This window comes from Pedobacter caeni (assembly GCF_900129215.1).
In the GTDB taxonomy this organism is placed as follows: domain Bacteria; phylum Bacteroidota; class Bacteroidia; order Sphingobacteriales; family Sphingobacteriaceae; genus Pedobacter; species Pedobacter caeni.
Genome location: NZ_FQUQ01000001.1, coordinates 423,459 through 440,011, shown reverse-complemented (window position 1 = coordinate 440,011; position 16,553 = coordinate 423,459). Strand labels below are relative to the sequence as shown.

At 41.1% G+C, this 16,553-nt stretch carries 14 protein-coding genes; 4 read left to right on the top strand and 10 right to left on the bottom strand.

Going from position 1 to position 16,553, the window contains the following annotated elements; translation table 11 throughout:
* Positions 1–27 precede the first annotated feature (27 nt).
* The 7 genes from BUC20_RS01765 to BUC20_RS01740 form a co-directional block, all read right to left on the bottom strand.
* Positions 28–477 carry a hypothetical protein gene (locus BUC20_RS01765; RefSeq protein WP_073226630.1) on the bottom strand — a complete coding sequence of 150 codons (450 nt, stop codon included), beginning with the start codon at positions 475–477 and terminating at the stop codon, positions 28–30.
* A gap of 414 nt (positions 478–891) precedes the next feature.
* Positions 892–945 carry a hypothetical protein gene (locus BUC20_RS34435; protein WP_394334160.1) on the bottom strand — a complete coding sequence of 18 codons (54 nt, stop codon included), beginning with the start codon at positions 943–945 and terminating at the stop codon, positions 892–894.
* A 165-nt stretch (positions 946–1,110) separates the two neighbouring features.
* A complete protein-coding gene (locus BUC20_RS01760; protein WP_073226627.1) occupies positions 1,111–2,100 on the bottom strand; it encodes a YqhG/Tai3 family protein in 990 nt (329 codons plus the stop codon).
* A 574-nt stretch (positions 2,101–2,674) separates the two neighbouring features.
* Positions 2,675–3,406: a hypothetical protein gene (locus BUC20_RS01755; protein WP_073226624.1), complete on the bottom strand. Its 732-nt coding sequence runs from the start codon at positions 3,404–3,406 to the stop codon at positions 2,675–2,677.
* Positions 3,407–3,540: 134 nt separating this feature from the next.
* Positions 3,541–4,308, bottom strand: coding sequence for a LytR/AlgR family response regulator transcription factor (locus BUC20_RS01750; protein WP_073226621.1), 768 nt, complete (start codon positions 4,306–4,308; stop codon positions 3,541–3,543).
* Positions 4,305–5,381, bottom strand: coding sequence for a sensor histidine kinase (locus BUC20_RS01745; protein ID WP_073226618.1), 1,077 nt, complete (start codon positions 5,379–5,381; stop codon positions 4,305–4,307). The genes BUC20_RS01750 and BUC20_RS01745 overlap by 4 nt, the downstream gene beginning before the upstream one ends.
* Before the next feature lie 120 nt (positions 5,382–5,501).
* The gene (locus BUC20_RS01740; RefSeq protein WP_159441035.1) at positions 5,502–6,110 is read right to left on the bottom strand and encodes an outer membrane beta-barrel protein; all 609 of its coding nucleotides are present in this window, start codon (positions 6,108–6,110) and stop codon (positions 5,502–5,504) included.
* 173 nt (positions 6,111–6,283) lie between these two features.
* Here BUC20_RS01740 and BUC20_RS01735 point away from each other — a divergent pair, with 173 nt between their 5' ends.
* From BUC20_RS01735 to BUC20_RS01720, 4 genes are read left to right on the top strand one after another with little or no spacing between them, the layout of a single operon-like run.
* Entirely contained in the window at positions 6,284–6,856 is a 573-nt protein-coding gene (locus tag BUC20_RS01735) for an RNA polymerase sigma-70 factor (RefSeq protein WP_073226613.1), read from the top strand.
* Positions 6,856–7,854, top strand: coding sequence for a FecR family protein (locus BUC20_RS01730; protein WP_073226610.1), 999 nt, complete (start codon positions 6,856–6,858; stop codon positions 7,852–7,854). The genes BUC20_RS01735 and BUC20_RS01730 overlap by 1 nt, the downstream gene beginning before the upstream one ends.
* 1 nt (position 7,855) lies before the next feature.
* Positions 7,856–10,372, top strand: coding sequence for a TonB-dependent receptor (locus tag BUC20_RS01725; protein WP_084528450.1), 2,517 nt, complete (start codon positions 7,856–7,858; stop codon positions 10,370–10,372).
* Positions 10,373–10,385: 13 nt separating this feature from the next.
* Positions 10,386–11,207 carry a DUF4249 domain-containing protein gene (locus tag BUC20_RS01720; RefSeq protein ID WP_159441034.1) on the top strand — a complete coding sequence of 274 codons (822 nt, stop codon included), beginning with the start codon at positions 10,386–10,388 and terminating at the stop codon, positions 11,205–11,207.
* 118 nt (positions 11,208–11,325) lie between these two features.
* On the opposite strand, the gene BUC20_RS01715 is transcribed toward BUC20_RS01720, so the two are convergent.
* Genes BUC20_RS01715 through BUC20_RS01705 form a run of 3 tightly spaced genes read right to left on the bottom strand, consistent with a single transcriptional unit; the run spans position 11,326 to position 16,549 of the window.
* Positions 11,326–12,240, bottom strand: coding sequence for a PorP/SprF family type IX secretion system membrane protein (locus BUC20_RS01715; protein ID WP_159441033.1), 915 nt, complete (start codon positions 12,238–12,240; stop codon positions 11,326–11,328).
* Between the two features lie 8 nt (positions 12,241–12,248).
* Entirely contained in the window at positions 12,249–15,479 is a 3,231-nt protein-coding gene (locus BUC20_RS01710; protein WP_073226598.1) for a T9SS type B sorting domain-containing protein, read from the bottom strand.
* Positions 15,480–15,505: 26 nt separating this feature from the next.
* Positions 15,506–16,549, bottom strand: a complete 1,044-nt coding sequence (locus tag BUC20_RS01705; RefSeq protein ID WP_073226596.1) for a glycoside hydrolase family 18 protein — start codon at positions 16,547–16,549, stop codon at positions 15,506–15,508.
* Positions 16,550–16,553: the final 4 nt, after the last annotated feature.

Below are 16,553 nucleotides of genomic sequence, written 5' to 3'. Positions count from 1 at the left end.
ATTGATGATGGGTATCCCGGAGCTATCTCATTTATAGCGGACAATATGTAAATACCTGGGGTCAATTCCTGCGAAATAATAGATCTCCTTTCGTTTTTTATTAAAAAATAGAATCTGATAAGTTTTTCCATCAATATTAATATGTTTATCATCAATTATCTTAACCGTCGTAGCGAGGTCTATTTCATACGCGTCATAAAACTCTTCTGTAACTTTGGAAAGCTCATTTTTGGTGTGCTCCACATATCCTAAAGGGTTCCAAATATTGACGCCTGTAAATTCACCATTTTCAAGATATGCTTTAGTTTTTACCAGATATTTTACCTTTTGAAATCTGACGATGCTATCAGTTGGCATAAACGCATACGGTACAAAAGTTTTAAGTGCTTTAAATTTTGCAACGATCTCAACCTCTTTTTGCGCTTTGCAAAATATACTGCAAAATATTAATGCTATTATTATTGTTGTATTTCTCATGGTCTGACAATTCTAAAGCCGGGAACAGATTCCCGCTTCTCTATCATAAAATCAATTCTTCCATTATCAGTTGTACTCTTATTTGCCTGTTCTAAGATCGCAATAATCAGGTCCTTCACAGTAAAAACCACTGAATAGTGATCTAATGAGAATTACTGGAAACAGTCACGCAAAATCTCGGAATAAGAGATTGCAGGTCCATTAATAACGACGTAAAACATCGTTTCACAATAAATTTCGGTTTTGAGAGCATATTATTATTAGATTTACACCTCATAAGTTAAAAATATATTTCAATAATAAATAAAAAGAGAATAAATTTAACAAGAAAAATACACCGAGTTAACTTTCCAGGATTACCAGGAGCAAACCCAATGGCGGTTGATGCGGCTCAATCGTATTACGATGTTCATACTAGTTAGGCATTCCCAACCATAAGTACAAAATATTAACACCTTGTTCCTCTATGCTCGTCCGGGCAAAATAATTGAGGTTGATTTTTCCTGCACCACATGGATGCCCCTCGCCTTTTGTACTTTGTAATTAATTAGTGTGTTGCGCATACCCAAATCCAACAGCTCTTTTCTTGAGGCTTCCCGTATGGGTAGGATAGATTGCTGCATATATCCTTATTTAATTATTTTCATTTTTTCTGAAATACATTTCTGTAAAAACGTCCTTCTGTACCTGCTCTGTATAGTTTCTCACCCATGTTTTGTAATAAAAATCAGCCTTCAGGATGTTGTCTTTTAAGCTGAACTTCGCAAAAGGTTTGCCGATTTCCGGAACACCTTTTAATAATCCGAAAGAATTACCTGTTCCGTTGTCAAATTTACAGTCCATCTCTCTTGCCCAGATCATTTCAAATTCGGTATCACTGATTTTACGAACAGGATAAAAGTATACACATTGACCGTGGTATTCAAAAGCCAGTGAAGTTTCGCCGATACTCAGCGTCACCATCGCGTTTTGCCATTTACCCTGAAATGTTTCCTTTACCTTTTCTTTCTGTTCTTTTTGTTCCTTTTTAAAAAAATCAATCTTTACGATTTTCCATAAACCATTCTCTTTCTCTAATTTAACTTCCGACAAGGCTTCGTCCTGCCCACCATAATTCAGGTAAATATCAAGTGTGGCTTTATCATCAGAAACGAGTTTTAAGTTTTTAACAGAAAAACTATTGGGTTCTTCCTGACTGCCGATCCAATACATATAATATAGATCGAGGCAATATTCGTCATAGGTGTAAGCATCCGCATTTTCGTATTCTGAATATGGTATTGTTGCTATAAATGAAGCACAGCCTTGCAGCCGGCTCTTTTCATGGGCAATGAATTTTTCCGAAACGGTTTTTAGCTTTCTCAGGTTTCTAAAATAGGATGTCGTATCGAGCAGACATTTCTCATTCTTGTCCTTCAGCACATTTATATACTGAAAATGATGCTTAAAATACCAGTCGTAAAATGAGCGCCCTGCTTTTTCTATTTCCGGGGACTCATTGCTTTTGTTTTTTTTAATGTCCTCAACTGCTGGCTGTGGCTTACTTGCTGTCTTTTTAACCTTGTTTTCCCCGCAAGCGGAAATGGTCAGGAGAATAATGGATATCAATACTAGCTTCTTCATTTTAAGGGGACAAAAATTTGGTCATCGTATGCCTGATGGTTTTTATGAATTTAAAAGTAATACATTATTATAAAATTTAATCTGCCAACTAGGACTATTCGCTTTTTTTGTTGTCTTGATAATGAAATAGGAAGTTAACAATAAAGAACCAGGCTAAACATTGACCCTGAAAATACTTCTTTATCAAACCTGAAAATTGATAAGGAAGTATTTTGAAGATACGTGCAGTAATGTACGACGTGTTGGACCTTTGGCAAGGTCCCGAAACAAGGCGCATATTTGAGAGCGACAACGCGAATTGGGCAACAGCCCGTAAGAGTGCCAGGCCAGACCCTACGCGATGGAGACCTTCTTTACCAGGGATACCAAAGTTGAGGGTGCTAAGAGAACGTTAATTGAAACCGGTGAATCTGTGGATGCAGGGCACCGGTTATTTTACTAATCACCTGCCAGAAGCACAGTACACCCCCATTTATAATCTGATCAACAGACTGCTGAAAAAACAAAAAACCTCCTGAATCCTCTCATTGAGGAACTCAGAAGGTTACAAATTTTAACGGTTAGTCTTAAATCCTTACTTCTTACTATAATTTGAGTATTCTGTAATGGTCTGCACATTTACTGCCTGTCCAATAAATTTTGCCTGGATATTCAGGCCCTCATTTACCGGGAAGTAACGTTTTGTCTCTTCATTCCGGGTATATCTGGTGGTCAGTTCCAACTTTTCAGCATTGAGGATTTTAATTTTCAGCGGCTTTTCATTCAGGCCTTGTACCTGCTCCAGTTTCTTGCTTTTAAGATTAATGCTCATGTACAGCCTGCAATCTTTCAGGAAAGCAGCATCTTTAGGAAGAGAGGCGGGATCTGGCTTATAACTAACCACCAGACACTCTGCTGATTCACTCTCGATTCTGTAGCTCGCATCATCTGCTTTGCTTGGGGATTCGGGTTTAACTTTTCCTTTGCGAAAGGTTTTGATGTCCCCGTTTGACGGAGATTTTCCATCCATGGAAACCACAGTCCACTGTTCTTCTTTTGCACGGGAGGGGTCAAATTTTGCAATCGTCACATTTGTTTTACCTCCGGCTATTGTAGTTTGTTTAAAGTCGAAGGCGTAATCATCCGGTTCCTGAACATTGGCTGGATTGAGGATAGTAGCATCAATACCGTGTTTAGAAAAGGCATCCAATACTGCTGTTTTTTGGGCAGAAACAGTAAGTGTGGATGCCACCAGAACAAAAAGAGTAAATACACTCTTCATCATACGACCTTCTCCTTCAAACTTCATTAGGTTTGTGTTTTTCATTTTTCTATGTTATTTATTATGACTTTGATCATGCAAAACTATCATGAGTCCAGGGCTTCTGAATTTGAATCCTGAGTGAAACAACAAAAATGTCAGGTGAAATGTAGATGGGTCCTATTGAAATGATTTACCCGTTAATAGTCTAACCAGGTTTTAAACAGAGGTGCTTTAGCCCGGCTTACTACCACCTCCTCCTCTTCCTGACTTTTTAATTTGAGCTTCAGTTTACCATTGAAAAAATTATGGACCTTTTCAATAGCATTGACGTGCAGGATGTACTGACGGTTTGCCCTGAAGAAGTTTTTAGGTTCCAATTCCTTTTCCAGGATTTCCAGGGTCTGTGGAACCACAATTTTCTCCCCGTTCGTCAGGCTTGCATAAGTGATGTTCATATGAGCATAAAAGAAACTAATGTCCTCCACATTGATTTTTCTATATTCATCGCGGTATGGCAAAAAGAAGCGGGTCCTGTATTCCTTTGGTTGCATATAGTTAATGAGCTCCTCGATCAGTGGAGATTGCTGGTGGGATTTCTGGATAGAATTCTCAAACTTAATGACCGCAGCTTCCAGTTCCTCTTCTTCAACAGGTTTAAGCAGGTAGTCTATGCTATTGTATTTAAATGCCTTAACCGCATATTCATCATAGGCAGTGGTAAAAATTACCGGACATTTTACATCTGCAAGTTCGAAAACGTTGAAACTCAAACCATCTGCCAATTGGATGTCCATCAGAATCAGGTCCGGCCCTTCATTTTTTGAAAGCCAGTCCACCGTCTTCTTAACGCTTGTCAACACACCGGCAATTTCAATATCAGGCCTGATCCTGGACATTAACCGTTGTAGCCGGTCCGAATTGAGCTGCTCATCTTCCAAAATCAATATCTTCTTTATGCTGTTCATTTGATGAGTGGTACTTTTATGGTAAATGTTTTATTGTCGTTTTCTATCACAGGTGCCCTATCGCCTAATAAGCCTAATAAAGCATAACGACTGATGATATTCTTTAAACCCAGGCCGGTAGATTCAGGCGCTTTGATCAAAGGCAATAAGTTATTGGATATGATCAGTTCATCACCATTGGAACGGATGCTGATCATCAAGGGATTTTCTTCTTCTGTACGGTTATACTTGATGGCATTTTCAATGAACAGTTGAAGGGTAACAGGTGGAATCAGCAAATCAAGGCTTGATTCATCAATGTCAATCCCAAAGTCAGTCCCAGTGCCTATCCGGTTGCGGATCAAAAAAATATAAGCATCTAAAAATTTCAGTTCTTCACGCAAACTGATCAGCTTCTTCTTCGAATTGATCAGCAGGTAGCGGTAGACTTTGGCAAAATTCACCGTATACTCATGGCCCAACTGCTGGTCCTTTAAGATCAACTCTGAAAGTACACTCAGGTTGTTGAACACAAAATGAGGGTCCAGTTGCAGTTTAAGTGCCTGTAGCTCTATTTCTGCGGCCACTTGCTTGCTTTGTGCCGCCTTAATTTCAAATTCAGCTGCCTTCAGGGCTTCAGTTTTCCAATTTTTCAATAGAAAATCACCTGTGTTCAGTGCAGAGATCATCAAACCCCAGAGTACAATTAAAATAAGGGTATAGGCCCCTTCTCTTATACCAACATAAGGTGAAGGCACTTCCATAAAATCAGCAAACATCAGGAAAGCGAAGGCCAGGCAAATGATGATAAACAACACCCCAAGAGTCTGATACAATGCCTGGATCAACAAGCGTTTTAAGGGACTTACCATCCATGAAATCCGCCTGTTCAATCGCCTGTCTATGAACAGACTCAACTCTACTATAGCGGCATAAAATAACAGGTTTACCAGAATGTCAGAGAGGATCCGGTAAGTTGGCATAGCCAGATAATCATGCCAGTAAGAAGAAGGAAATATGACGAATCCTGTAGCATAAGAAATGATACAGGTGAATACAATCATTAACACCCGTTTCGTTATACTCCTTTTCATTGCATAAATCTTTTTGACGATTTCAAAGATGATTCTTAATTAGACCGGCGAAATTATGGACTATATGTGTAAAAAAAGAAAACGCATCCGGAAAACATACCGGATGCGAAAGGATTCTATTTAAAATCTTAAACTAACACCTGCTGTTGCTATTCCTTTAAGGCCATAACCCAGTTCAACAAATGCACCAATTTTTTTCCCAACTCTTAATCCTACAGGATTCACCTGGAAAGCAAATTGCGTTAAATTGTTCCTGAAAGATTTGTCGCTGGACATGTCTTTCTCTCTGCCGATCAGCACGCCCATAGCTGCAGTACCATAGAAAGTAAGCATAGGTGTCTTTATATAAGCGAATTCTGCTGTAGGCAGTACCATCAGATATTGCCCCCTTATTGTATGTTTTGTGGTAGTTTCGAAAACTGTCTGTTCAAAACTTTTATCCATTTGAAGATAGCTGATGTCTCCACCTATTTTTACCCGATCAGAAAGTTCATAACGATACCCGATCTCAAACATACCAAGCACTTTATCTTTAGTATACTTCTTTTTAAAGTTACCGGCAGTAAATATATAACTGAACACGTCAGCAAAAGCATTTCCAAATTCGTCACCGATGACTATCCCAGATGCATCACTAATTCCGGCACGTATTTCATGCTTTCCTCTTTCCTGAGCGCTTGCGGCAAAAAAGGAGATCATCAGGCCCAAAAAGATAATTGTTTTTTTCATTGTTTTTAAATTGTTGTAAATTCTGTTTTTCATTTGCATATTCTTTGTTTTCTTGTTTTGATGAAGCGATCATAACCAGGCTTCAGTTCTAATACGCAGAAAAAATAAATACCCCTATGCAGCTGAATATTTTTTTTACTTCGTAAGTTTGAATCAATTCTTACCATGGATGAATGCAGAAAGATCATACAGGATTTAAGGAACTTTTTCACCGGGATTATCAGCTATTGTGTAATCATGCCTACAAATACCTTGGCGATCGCGATGAGAGTGAGGATGTAGTCCAGGAGGTAATGATCAGGTTTTGGGAGCTCAGGAAAGAGATGTTTAATGACCCTGCTGCAAAATATTACCTTTTAACAGCGGTACGCAACAGATGTATATCAGCACTGCGCAAAAGAATATACATGCTTTCGACTGAAGAAAATGAAATTGAGATTGCGGACACCGTTTATACAGAAAAAAGCGAATTAGACGTAAACCATCTTATTGAGCGCGCTTTTGAGAATTTATCGCCTAAATGCGCAGAAGTTTTCAAACTAAGCCGCATGGAAAACTTAACCTATCAGCAGATTGCAACAAAATTGAACATTTCCATAAAAACAGTAGAAAATCAAATGGGAAAAGCGATAAAGCATATGCGCAATTTTATTAGTCAGCATCCTGTTCTTTTACTTGCCGCAGTAGTATTGATCAAATTGTTCGTTAATTTTATAGGGGTTTTTAGTCGATCAGTGTTTAACTAATGAGCAGGAACAGCAATATGGAAACAGAACAGATCAACAGCTTATTAGCGAAACATTTCGCGAAGGAAACAAATACAGAAGAAGAGCTGATTCTTCTTGATTGGATCAAATCCAACCCGGAGGAATACCTTTCATTGAAAATACTTTGGGCAGACAGCCATGTCTCCGGTCATCAACAGTTGTTCTCTTCTGATCAGGCTTGGAGAAAAGTTTCCCGTCAAATTAACTTCGAAGCGCAACCTGATGTATCCGAAGGGCAATCTTATGTATCTTTAGTCAAAAGTAAAAAGACCAGTTACTGGCTGGCAGCAGCATCTATAGTGCTCATCATATCTGCCGCCCTTTTCTTTTACACAACGTCTGCTGTGACCATAACAACCCAACTGGCTGAAATTAAAAACATTACCTTAAGCGACGGAAGTACGGTAACCCTGAATGAAAATTCAACCCTCAGCTATCCCCGTTATTTTTTGTCAAAGAGGAATATTGAACTCGATGGGGAAGCATTTTTTGAGGTAAAACATGATGTAAAAAAGCCCTTTGTAGTTCATACCAAACAGTTTCTCGTGAATGTACTCGGCACCTCCTTTTTGGTGAACAGTTCTGAAAAAAACAGGTTTGTTAACGTTAAGAGTGGCAAGGTCGCCGTCAAAGACAAAATAAGCAATACTCAGCTCGTTCTGCTTGCAGGTCAGGGAGCGCGACTGCAATCAGGGACTTTGCAAATGGAACGCCTTAATAATGAAAACTATCTGGCCTGGAAAACTAAGGAACTCAACTTTACTGATAGCCCCCTAAAGGAAGTCTTTAGCACACTTGAAAATTACTACCATGTGAGGATTACCCCAGACAACACGGGTTCACTAAACTGTAAGGTAACCAGCAAATTTAAAAACGAGACATTGGCAGATGTGCTCAAAGAACTGCAACTCCTTTTCGGATTTAACTATAAAATAACGGATAACCAGGTCAGTATTTCAGCAATTACATGCCGCTAAAATGCTTAAATACCTATCCTGCTTCTTCCTTTTTCTTATGCTCATTTCGGGACATAAAAAGCTCTGGGCCCAGGAAAAGACAACATTGTCTGATCAACAAATCAGGATAGATATCAGCGAAGGCACGCTGGGACAATACCTGAATATGATTGTCGCTCAGGGTGTGAACCTGTCTTATAGCAGTAATCAACTCAGACTTGCTGATAAAATCAAACTAAACAAGGGTATTTATAAAGCTGGCCAGCTTCTGAAGCTCCTTTTGTCTTCCTATCCGGTGGAGATCAAAACAGAACTCCATAAGATCATCCTGTATATTCCACAGCCACCAGAACCGGCATCCTGGACCCTCAGTGGTTTTATTTACTCGGGTGATGGCATGGAAGCACTCCCCTACGCTTCTATGAGGATCGTAGGGACAAATACAGGCACACAAAGCAATGAATATGGTTTTTATACGATCAAACTACCGGCAGGCATTAACTACTTACAACTGAGCTATTCAGGATACAGTACAGTCACCGATACCATTCAAATCAGTGCTTCAAAAGTCCTGAATTTCAAGCTTAAACCCGGATTGTTCCTGGCTGAGGTAGAGGTTCGAGCCCCCAAACCAGGGATCACAAATTTGCAGACAATTGACCTGAAAACGGTAAACAATTTGCCGATGGCTCTGGGAGAAACCGACCCTCTGAAAGCCATACAGCTAAAATCCGGTGTTTCCGGAGGATTAATCGGAGGAAATATGTACGTACGTGGCGGAAGCCCGGATCAGAATCTCGTCCTGCTGGACGGCATCCCGGTATATAACTACAACCATTTTACAGGAATTCTTTCCATCTTCAATAATGACGCTGTAAAACACATTGATTTTTATAAAGGAGGCTTTCCTTCCCGCTATGAAGGCCGCTTGTCATCTGTAATCGACGTAAAGACCAAAGATGGCGACATGCAAAAATACCATGGTGCGGTGAATATCGGTCTGTTAACCAGCTCTGCCATGATTGAAGGACCTCTGATTAAAAATAAGGTATCTTTCTTAGGCAGTTTCAGAAGAAGCTGGATCGATGGCCTTACTGGTCTCCTTTATAAAGGAGATGATGGATTAAAATATTACCTGTATGATGCTAACCTCAAAATCAATTATCGCATTGACTCGACCAACCGCATTTACCTGAGTGCATACAAGGGCAATGACAGGTTCAGCCTGAATCTTTTCGGCGACAAAGAATCTGCAACAGGGCTGAACTGGAGTAATCAATTGCTTTCCTTCAGGTGGAATAAAGTGCATAACCCACGACTTTTTCACAACAGCACCCTGTCTTTTAGTGAGTTCAAAAATCAACTGGAAGGACAAAGCGAGAATGGAGTAAATCAATTCAACAAAATCACTGACTTTGGAATAGACAACGACCTGAGCTATAGCTGGAATAATGACCTGAAAAGCTATTTCGGGGTCAAGGCAAAACTGACCCGGTTCCAGTCGGCACCAGACCGCGAAATCAAGTCAGATGCTCATGACCAGCAATCTGTACATTTGCAGGTCTATACAGACAACGATGTTGATATTTCAGCAAAGCTCAAACTAAAAGCAGGCCTGCATTATACCGCTTTCCTCACCAGCGGAAAAACTTACCATTCCTTTCAGCCCCGCACAAGACTCACTTATACGCCTGATGATCAGCATCAACTTTATGCATCCTATTCCCTCATGGCACAATTCTATCATCAGATCACCATCAATGCCATCTCAATGCCCAATGAATTCAGGGCACCAAGTACAGCCGAAATCCCACCCCAGCGATCAGCGATCTATGAAATAGGATACCTGAACCATCTTTCGTCCTCAGGAAGAATTGGTATGCAGTTGTACCGAAAGGATTTTTCAGATCTCCTGATGTACCGGCCGCAACAAAATGCATTTGACAATAAACTTGCCGCTAACTGGAATGACCGTTTGCTTGGCGGAAAAGGTTACAGTCAGGGTTTTGAGATTGAATATGCCCAGGACTTTAAATGGCTGACCATTAATGCTGCCTATACCTTCTTTAAAACAATGTTTATTTTTGAGGAGATCAACAACGGAAAAGCTTTCAAAGCGCCACAAGATCTGCGGAACCAGTTTACCACTGCAATTACGATAAACTTAGGATCGAGATGGAGCTGTTCTACGCTGTTTACTTATAGTAGTGGCATGCTGGTTACCCTGCCCGATTATGCCTTAACTGATCTGGATCTTGTACTTTCCGGAGCAGCAAAAAAAGATGCTCCAACTTATTTTTATGCGACCGAACCAAATAATTACAGACTACCGGACAATTACAGTCTGAACGTAGGAGCAGTATACCACAGCGATTTCCGAAAGCAGCGCCAGGGAAGGTTACATTTTGGAATCAACAATATTCTGGGAAAACCTTTGCCTTTTCAGGCAAATGCCAGCCAGGAAAACAATCAATTAAAGATCACTCAGACTGTACTTTTTAAATTATTACCATATGTGGGCTACTCGTATTCTTTTTAAAAGACCGTTTTTTTTGCTAATATGTTTTGCTTTTCTTGCTGGCTGTGAGGAAAGCATAGAACCGAAATTTACTGACGATAGCAAAATTGCCGTAACAGCTGAACTCATTGCAGGTCAGCCTCCTGTTATACATATAGTTGAACTAAATAGTATAGGTAAAACCGGACCTCCAAAAACGATTGAAGATGCGGAAGTAATTATTCAGGATCTGCAAACCAAAGAAATATTCTCCTTCCTTCCACTGAGCAATGGATACTGGAAAAACGAACGTTTCCAGGCTCAGTTCGGAAAGGCTTATCAACTGAATATAAAATCAAAAAATCAGGAAGTAAATGCCCTTTGCACCATTCCCCTTTCCTTTACTGCAAATGCGGAACTCAATGACAATAACCGAAGCACCATCAGACTTAACCTGCCTGAGACCAATGTCCCAGCCCTCATCATTGCACTTGAGTCCAGAAGTTACCGCATGGAAGGGAACAGTATCGTTTACCTGGACGATTGGAAATATATCACTATGGAATGTGAAGATCCTGCAACAGATAACATCAGGTATGGGGAATTGTCTGCACCTTATTTTAAACTTTTTGTTCCGGCTAAAGCAACAGCCAGACAATTGAACTTTACTCCTGAATATCAAAATGGAATGAGGAAATTCAGGATACATATAAAGTCTGTAGAACCAACCTATTACAAATATGTTTATGATTACGAATACCTAAAAAAAAACAACTTCGATGGTGCCAATTCCTTTATCGGACTGCAAAGCAATATCAATAACGGGCTGGGAATTTTTGCAGGGGTTTATGAAAAAGTGATTGAACTGGCCAAATAAGGCCATCCCTGAAATCTGGCTGATCAGGACGGTCCTATACTGTAATAAGTGTACCTGCTGAGAAACACCTTTTACAAAAAAGGGCTTATCAAATCTGATAAGCCCTTTAAACCTTTTTTTACCGTCTGGAAGTAAAAAATCTTAGTCCCAGTTCAAATGAGCTACCCAATGTGGCTCCGCTAAAGCCATCACTTCCGGAGTTGTAAGCTCCGGAAATCTGAAAGGCATCCAGCACTTTAAAACCGATTCCGCCTGTTACACTTTTATTGGAATGGTATAAGCCATAGATATTGATCGTATTTTGTAAAAAATCTACGTTTGCACCCGCATCAATAATGCTTTTTGTCCCTTTAAAACTGCGAAAAGTGACCTTAGGCTCCACATTAACAGGATTACTGCTATCACCAAATCCAAACTTATAGGCAGCAGAAGCCACTAGTGTACCTTGGCTCAGCACTGTTTTTTCTGTGTCTCTCAGTGTAGAGACCAGATTTGGACTTACTGCCTGAAGCGTTAAACCATTGTACTGAAAAGCCACCCCAAAATCAGCTTCAAACTGCATTTTACGGTCATTGAAGTTATAGAGCATCTCGTCGGATGGGTCTCCGATAATCTGGTTGGCGTTAAACCGTTCCTGGATCCCTCCTGCCGATATTCCAAAATGGATGCGCTGGTTGTCATCGTTTAGTTTTACCTGATAGGCATAACTTCCCATAATCCTCGTTGTACTTAACGCACCAATTTTATCCATCAATAAATTGAAGCCCAATCCTACTGCATCGCTCAGGCCATAGTCGGCAGTAAGAGACACTGTTTTAGCGCCATTGCTTACCGAGGTTGATTCTCTGTTGTATGCCGTATTGATGTTGAGTTCCGTAGATTTTAATCCCGCCATTGCCGGATTAAAGATATATTGATTCTGAAAATATCCTGCTCCAAAATTACTGGTTTGGGCATGAGCTGCCATAGGCACACAAAAAGCCATAGCCAACAGGAGTATTAGAAATAGTATATATTGAATTTGATTTTTCATTTCCATTCTTATTTAATGATCGTTAACACCCCTGTATGCGGTTTATTTCCATCATTTGTTTCAATCACATAATAATATCCGCCCTTTGGTAATACTGCACCGTTATAGGTACCATCCCAATCGTTGGTATAATTCCTTCTGCTAAATACCAGACGTCCCTGACGGTCCATCACCTTCACTTCGGCATTTGGGATCTTCTCGATTCCCCAAACCATCCAGGTATCGTTTTTGCCATCCCGGTTTGGGGTAAGTACATTCGATATTACTAAAGAATCCTGTGGTGAAAGGACGATGCTTGCGGTTGCAGTACAGCCTGTCGGAGTAGTTGCCGTTACCGTATAGATGGTGGAGCGTTTAGGCCTGACCATTAATTTAATCCCATTCCTTGCGCCATCAATACCATCCGCATCCGACCATTCATATCTTGTCTGATCCGGAAAATCGGTAAATGCTGTTAAATTGACAGCGGCATATCTGGACAAGTTTTCTGTGCCTTTATCGGAAACAATTTTAACCGTAAAGGGGGTAAAATAAACCTTCACCAGGAACTCCGTACTATCAGATGCAAACCCAACAGTCCCACCGTCGTCTTTCAGGGTTACCATCACCATGGCCGAATCCCCGGGAACCGCAACACCGGTTGTCGTTACTTTATAATTTACGATGCCATTGGTGACTACCGGATTAAAAGCATAGGCAGAGAAGAATTTCTTGCTTTCTTCATCACCCGCCTTAACTCCAGTTACGGTCAGTTTCTGAATCTTTTCAAAAGCAGGGCCGGGCACCACACCATTAAAGGCCAGACTGTACTCACCGGTTCCTGTACAAATTTTTCTGGGAATAAGTGGCGAGCTTGTCAACGGAGCGGTATTGATCCCTGTGGTCAGTACTTTTAATACATTAGAATATGCCGATTTCGCTCTGTCTTTGACCGCTGCTATTCTGTAATAAAAATACGTACCTGGCCATACCGTCAGGTCAATAAAAGTACTGGTATTTGCCGCTAAAGTTTTTACTTCCTCAAACAGGACATTGTCCCTTGATCTTTCCAGCAGGAAGCCTGTTTCATCTGAAGAGCGGTCTTTCCATTGCAGACTGATCTCCGTATCTTTTATCGCCGTGACCATGAGATCTGATGGGATCAGTGGCAAACCATCTGTTGGCAGTGTTTTACCAGTGGCTACATTAGACCAGCCGGATACCGCAGTTGGTCTTTCGCCTACTGCCTTTAAGCGGTAATAATAAGTAGCACCGTCGTACAGATTGCGGTCTGTAAAAGTGCTGACGGTGCTTTCGAGCGTATCAATGGCTTCATAAAACAGTCCATCCTGCGAACGTTGTAAAATCAGTTCTTTTACCGGGATGGTTTTATCTTGTGTCCAGCTCAGATTAATCGTATTAATTGTGCTTCCAGTAACCGCTAAACTGGCAGGAATTTCCGGAGAACCAGGATCGAGTCCCAGGATCTGCCATTCCGCAATCTGGTAACGTACGATATCTGTAGAACCATTATTCGAGGTAAAGGCAATGCGGTAAAACTTAAACGCTTTTGTTCCCGGACTGGCTATCTGGTAACTATAAGTTGTGATCCTTTCTGCCGCTGCGCCAAGCTGATTGCTCCGGGTATCCAATACGGTCCAGGCCGTATTGTCATCAGAACCTTCAAACCTCCAGTTTTTAGGATCCCTGCCAGGAGCATCATTTGCAGTGCTCAAGGTGTAACCGGTTACCACATACGCCCCCTTAGGCTCGTACACTGCTGATAAACTTTGTCCGGTTTGTGCATTAAATATCAACCATTTGGTCGCAATATTGTTGTCGATAAATTTGGATGATCCCTCTGATCCGTTCGGGCCACCGCTGTTATCCGCACTTGCCGTTAGCTTTCCGCCATCATCGGTAATATCTGCAGGAAATCCTTTAATGCTGTTTGTCGTCACCTTTACGATGGCCGAATAGGGAGAATTGCCCGTATAATTATAAGCTCTGACCCGGTACCAATATGCAGTATTCAAGGATAAAGACTCTTCCGTATACGAAGTAATGGATTTATTTACCTTACCCATTGGGCTGAAAGTTGTTCCGTCAGTTGATTTTTCCAGTTCAAAACCACCTTCAGTATTAAAAGCCAGGCTCCATGATAAAATGGCCTGGGTTCCTGTAGGTGCCGTTGCCTGTAACACAGGAGCAGTCAGCAACACATCGTTGATGGTTGTAATTTTACGGATTACAGAGTATGGCGAAGTGGAGATGTCATTTTTACCCCTTACCCTGTACCAATAGGCCGTATTATGGGTTAAGGTCGCATCTACGTAAGTAGTTACTGCTTTATCTACACTTTTCAAAAGCGTAAAATCAGTACCGTCCAATGACCTTTCCAGTTCAAAAGTTCCAGGACCTCCGATGGGTAAAGCCCATGAAAGGTTCGCTGTTGAGCTTAAGGTTGTTGATGCTGTTGCGGTAAGTGATGGTGCGTTAACGATCACATCACTCGCGGTAATGATTTCTTTTACCGCAGAATATGCCGAATACACTTCTCCTTTTTTCACCCTTATTCTGTACCAATAAGCCGTATTTCGTTGTAAAGCTTCTTCCTTATAAGTCAGAACCAATTCGTCCATGGTTTTGAGTAAGGTAAAATTAACCCGGTCGGTAGAGCGCTCCAGTTCGTAACTTCCTACGCCCCGGATCTCCTGCGTCCATGAAAGGTTGGCTAAATTGCCAACAGTACCTGCTGTTGCGGTCAGTGTCGGTGCAGAAAGGTCATCTGAATAGGCAGCAAACTCTTTAATGTCCAAAGAGCTTCTGCTGATCCCCGAAAACACAAACTTATAATACTTATAGCTGATCAGATTGTTTATCGTTGCCGTAGGGTTTTGATTCCCCGGAGCAAAGGTTTTTGTGTCTATCAGCGTCCAGGTACTATTGTTCTGAGAACCGGAAATACTGATGCTGGTCGCATTTTGTGAATTATAATAATAGTTAATCACATAATCTACCAGTTTTGACGGACTGGTACATTCTGCCAGTAAATCCACTGTTCCCGATGGAGCACTACTAAATTCAACATCCGTACTTTGATTTCCATCATTGATATCCGCAATCTTTCCGTACACAACCGGTGCCGCAGTGCTGAATTTTACGTTATCGGGTCTAAATATATTTTTTTGTGCCATGATTACTTTCGCCGGGAGCAGAAGCGCCAGCAAAAAGAAAATCCTTATGAATTTTATATTCATGATAAATAAGTTAAAAGTATAAGATATTACATGTTTACATCGTCATTTTCCCTGCGGTCCACACAACCTGGTATTTCTACGACGTTCTGTTCCTTCACTCCTTTTACATAGCTTTTAAGCCGGTTCAGGTAATCATTTGGAAACATATTGAAGTCGAACATCATGATCCCCTTATAACCTTGCTGCATCCGTGACCTGAGTGTTGCCTCATCATAGCCACCTCCCGAAAAAGGTTTGGTACTGGGGATGAGTTTTTCTATAGGAAACCCTGCTGAGCCCGGAGAGGGAGTTTCTGGATAATAGGCCGAAGAACCTGCATCGGCAACATCGCCCATGCGTTTACCCAGATAGGAAGAAGAAGATGCTCCGCCGTAGATGTAACAGTGCACAAACTTATCCGGCAACAAGCGCTTCACTTCCGACACGACCATCACAAAAGACTCGTTATTGGCATAGGCAGGACTTTCAGAATATTCATCATCAAAGTCTATGGCATCCAGCCCCAGCCGGCGTACCTCTATGGCCACATGCTGCGCAAATTCAGTAGCTTCCTCTATATTTCTGAAATTTCTGAAACCTGCAGCATCGTGGTTACCAAGCAAGGTCATCCCCACTTTAATCCCCTTACTTTGCACGTACCTGATGTAGCCCTTGTTGATCAATCCCTGCACCTGCCGGTTATAGGTTACCTTTACCTTTTTTGTAGAAGGATCTATATTGATGTTTGGTGCAAATACCCAGGCCAGGTCTATTACTGGCTTTCCTTCGTCATTTAAAAAGCAGGTCACATTTTTAAAGGCCCTGTTGTTCACCTCTACATAAGCAATCAGGAGGTTCTTTTTGTTGGCCAGGACATTCCCTCCCCCGCCTGTAGTGCCGGCAAGCGAATCGGCAATCCTGATGGAATCCCTTTTTTGTTTCGCAATCTGTTCAATTTTCTCGGCCGTCCAGCCATCCTGCTGAGTTTCCGGTTTATTCTTAATTTCCGGAAAGTCCTGCTCTGTTTTAACTTTGCGACATGCTGATACGGTGATCAACAATGCACAGGCAACAATATATATGTATTTCATGATG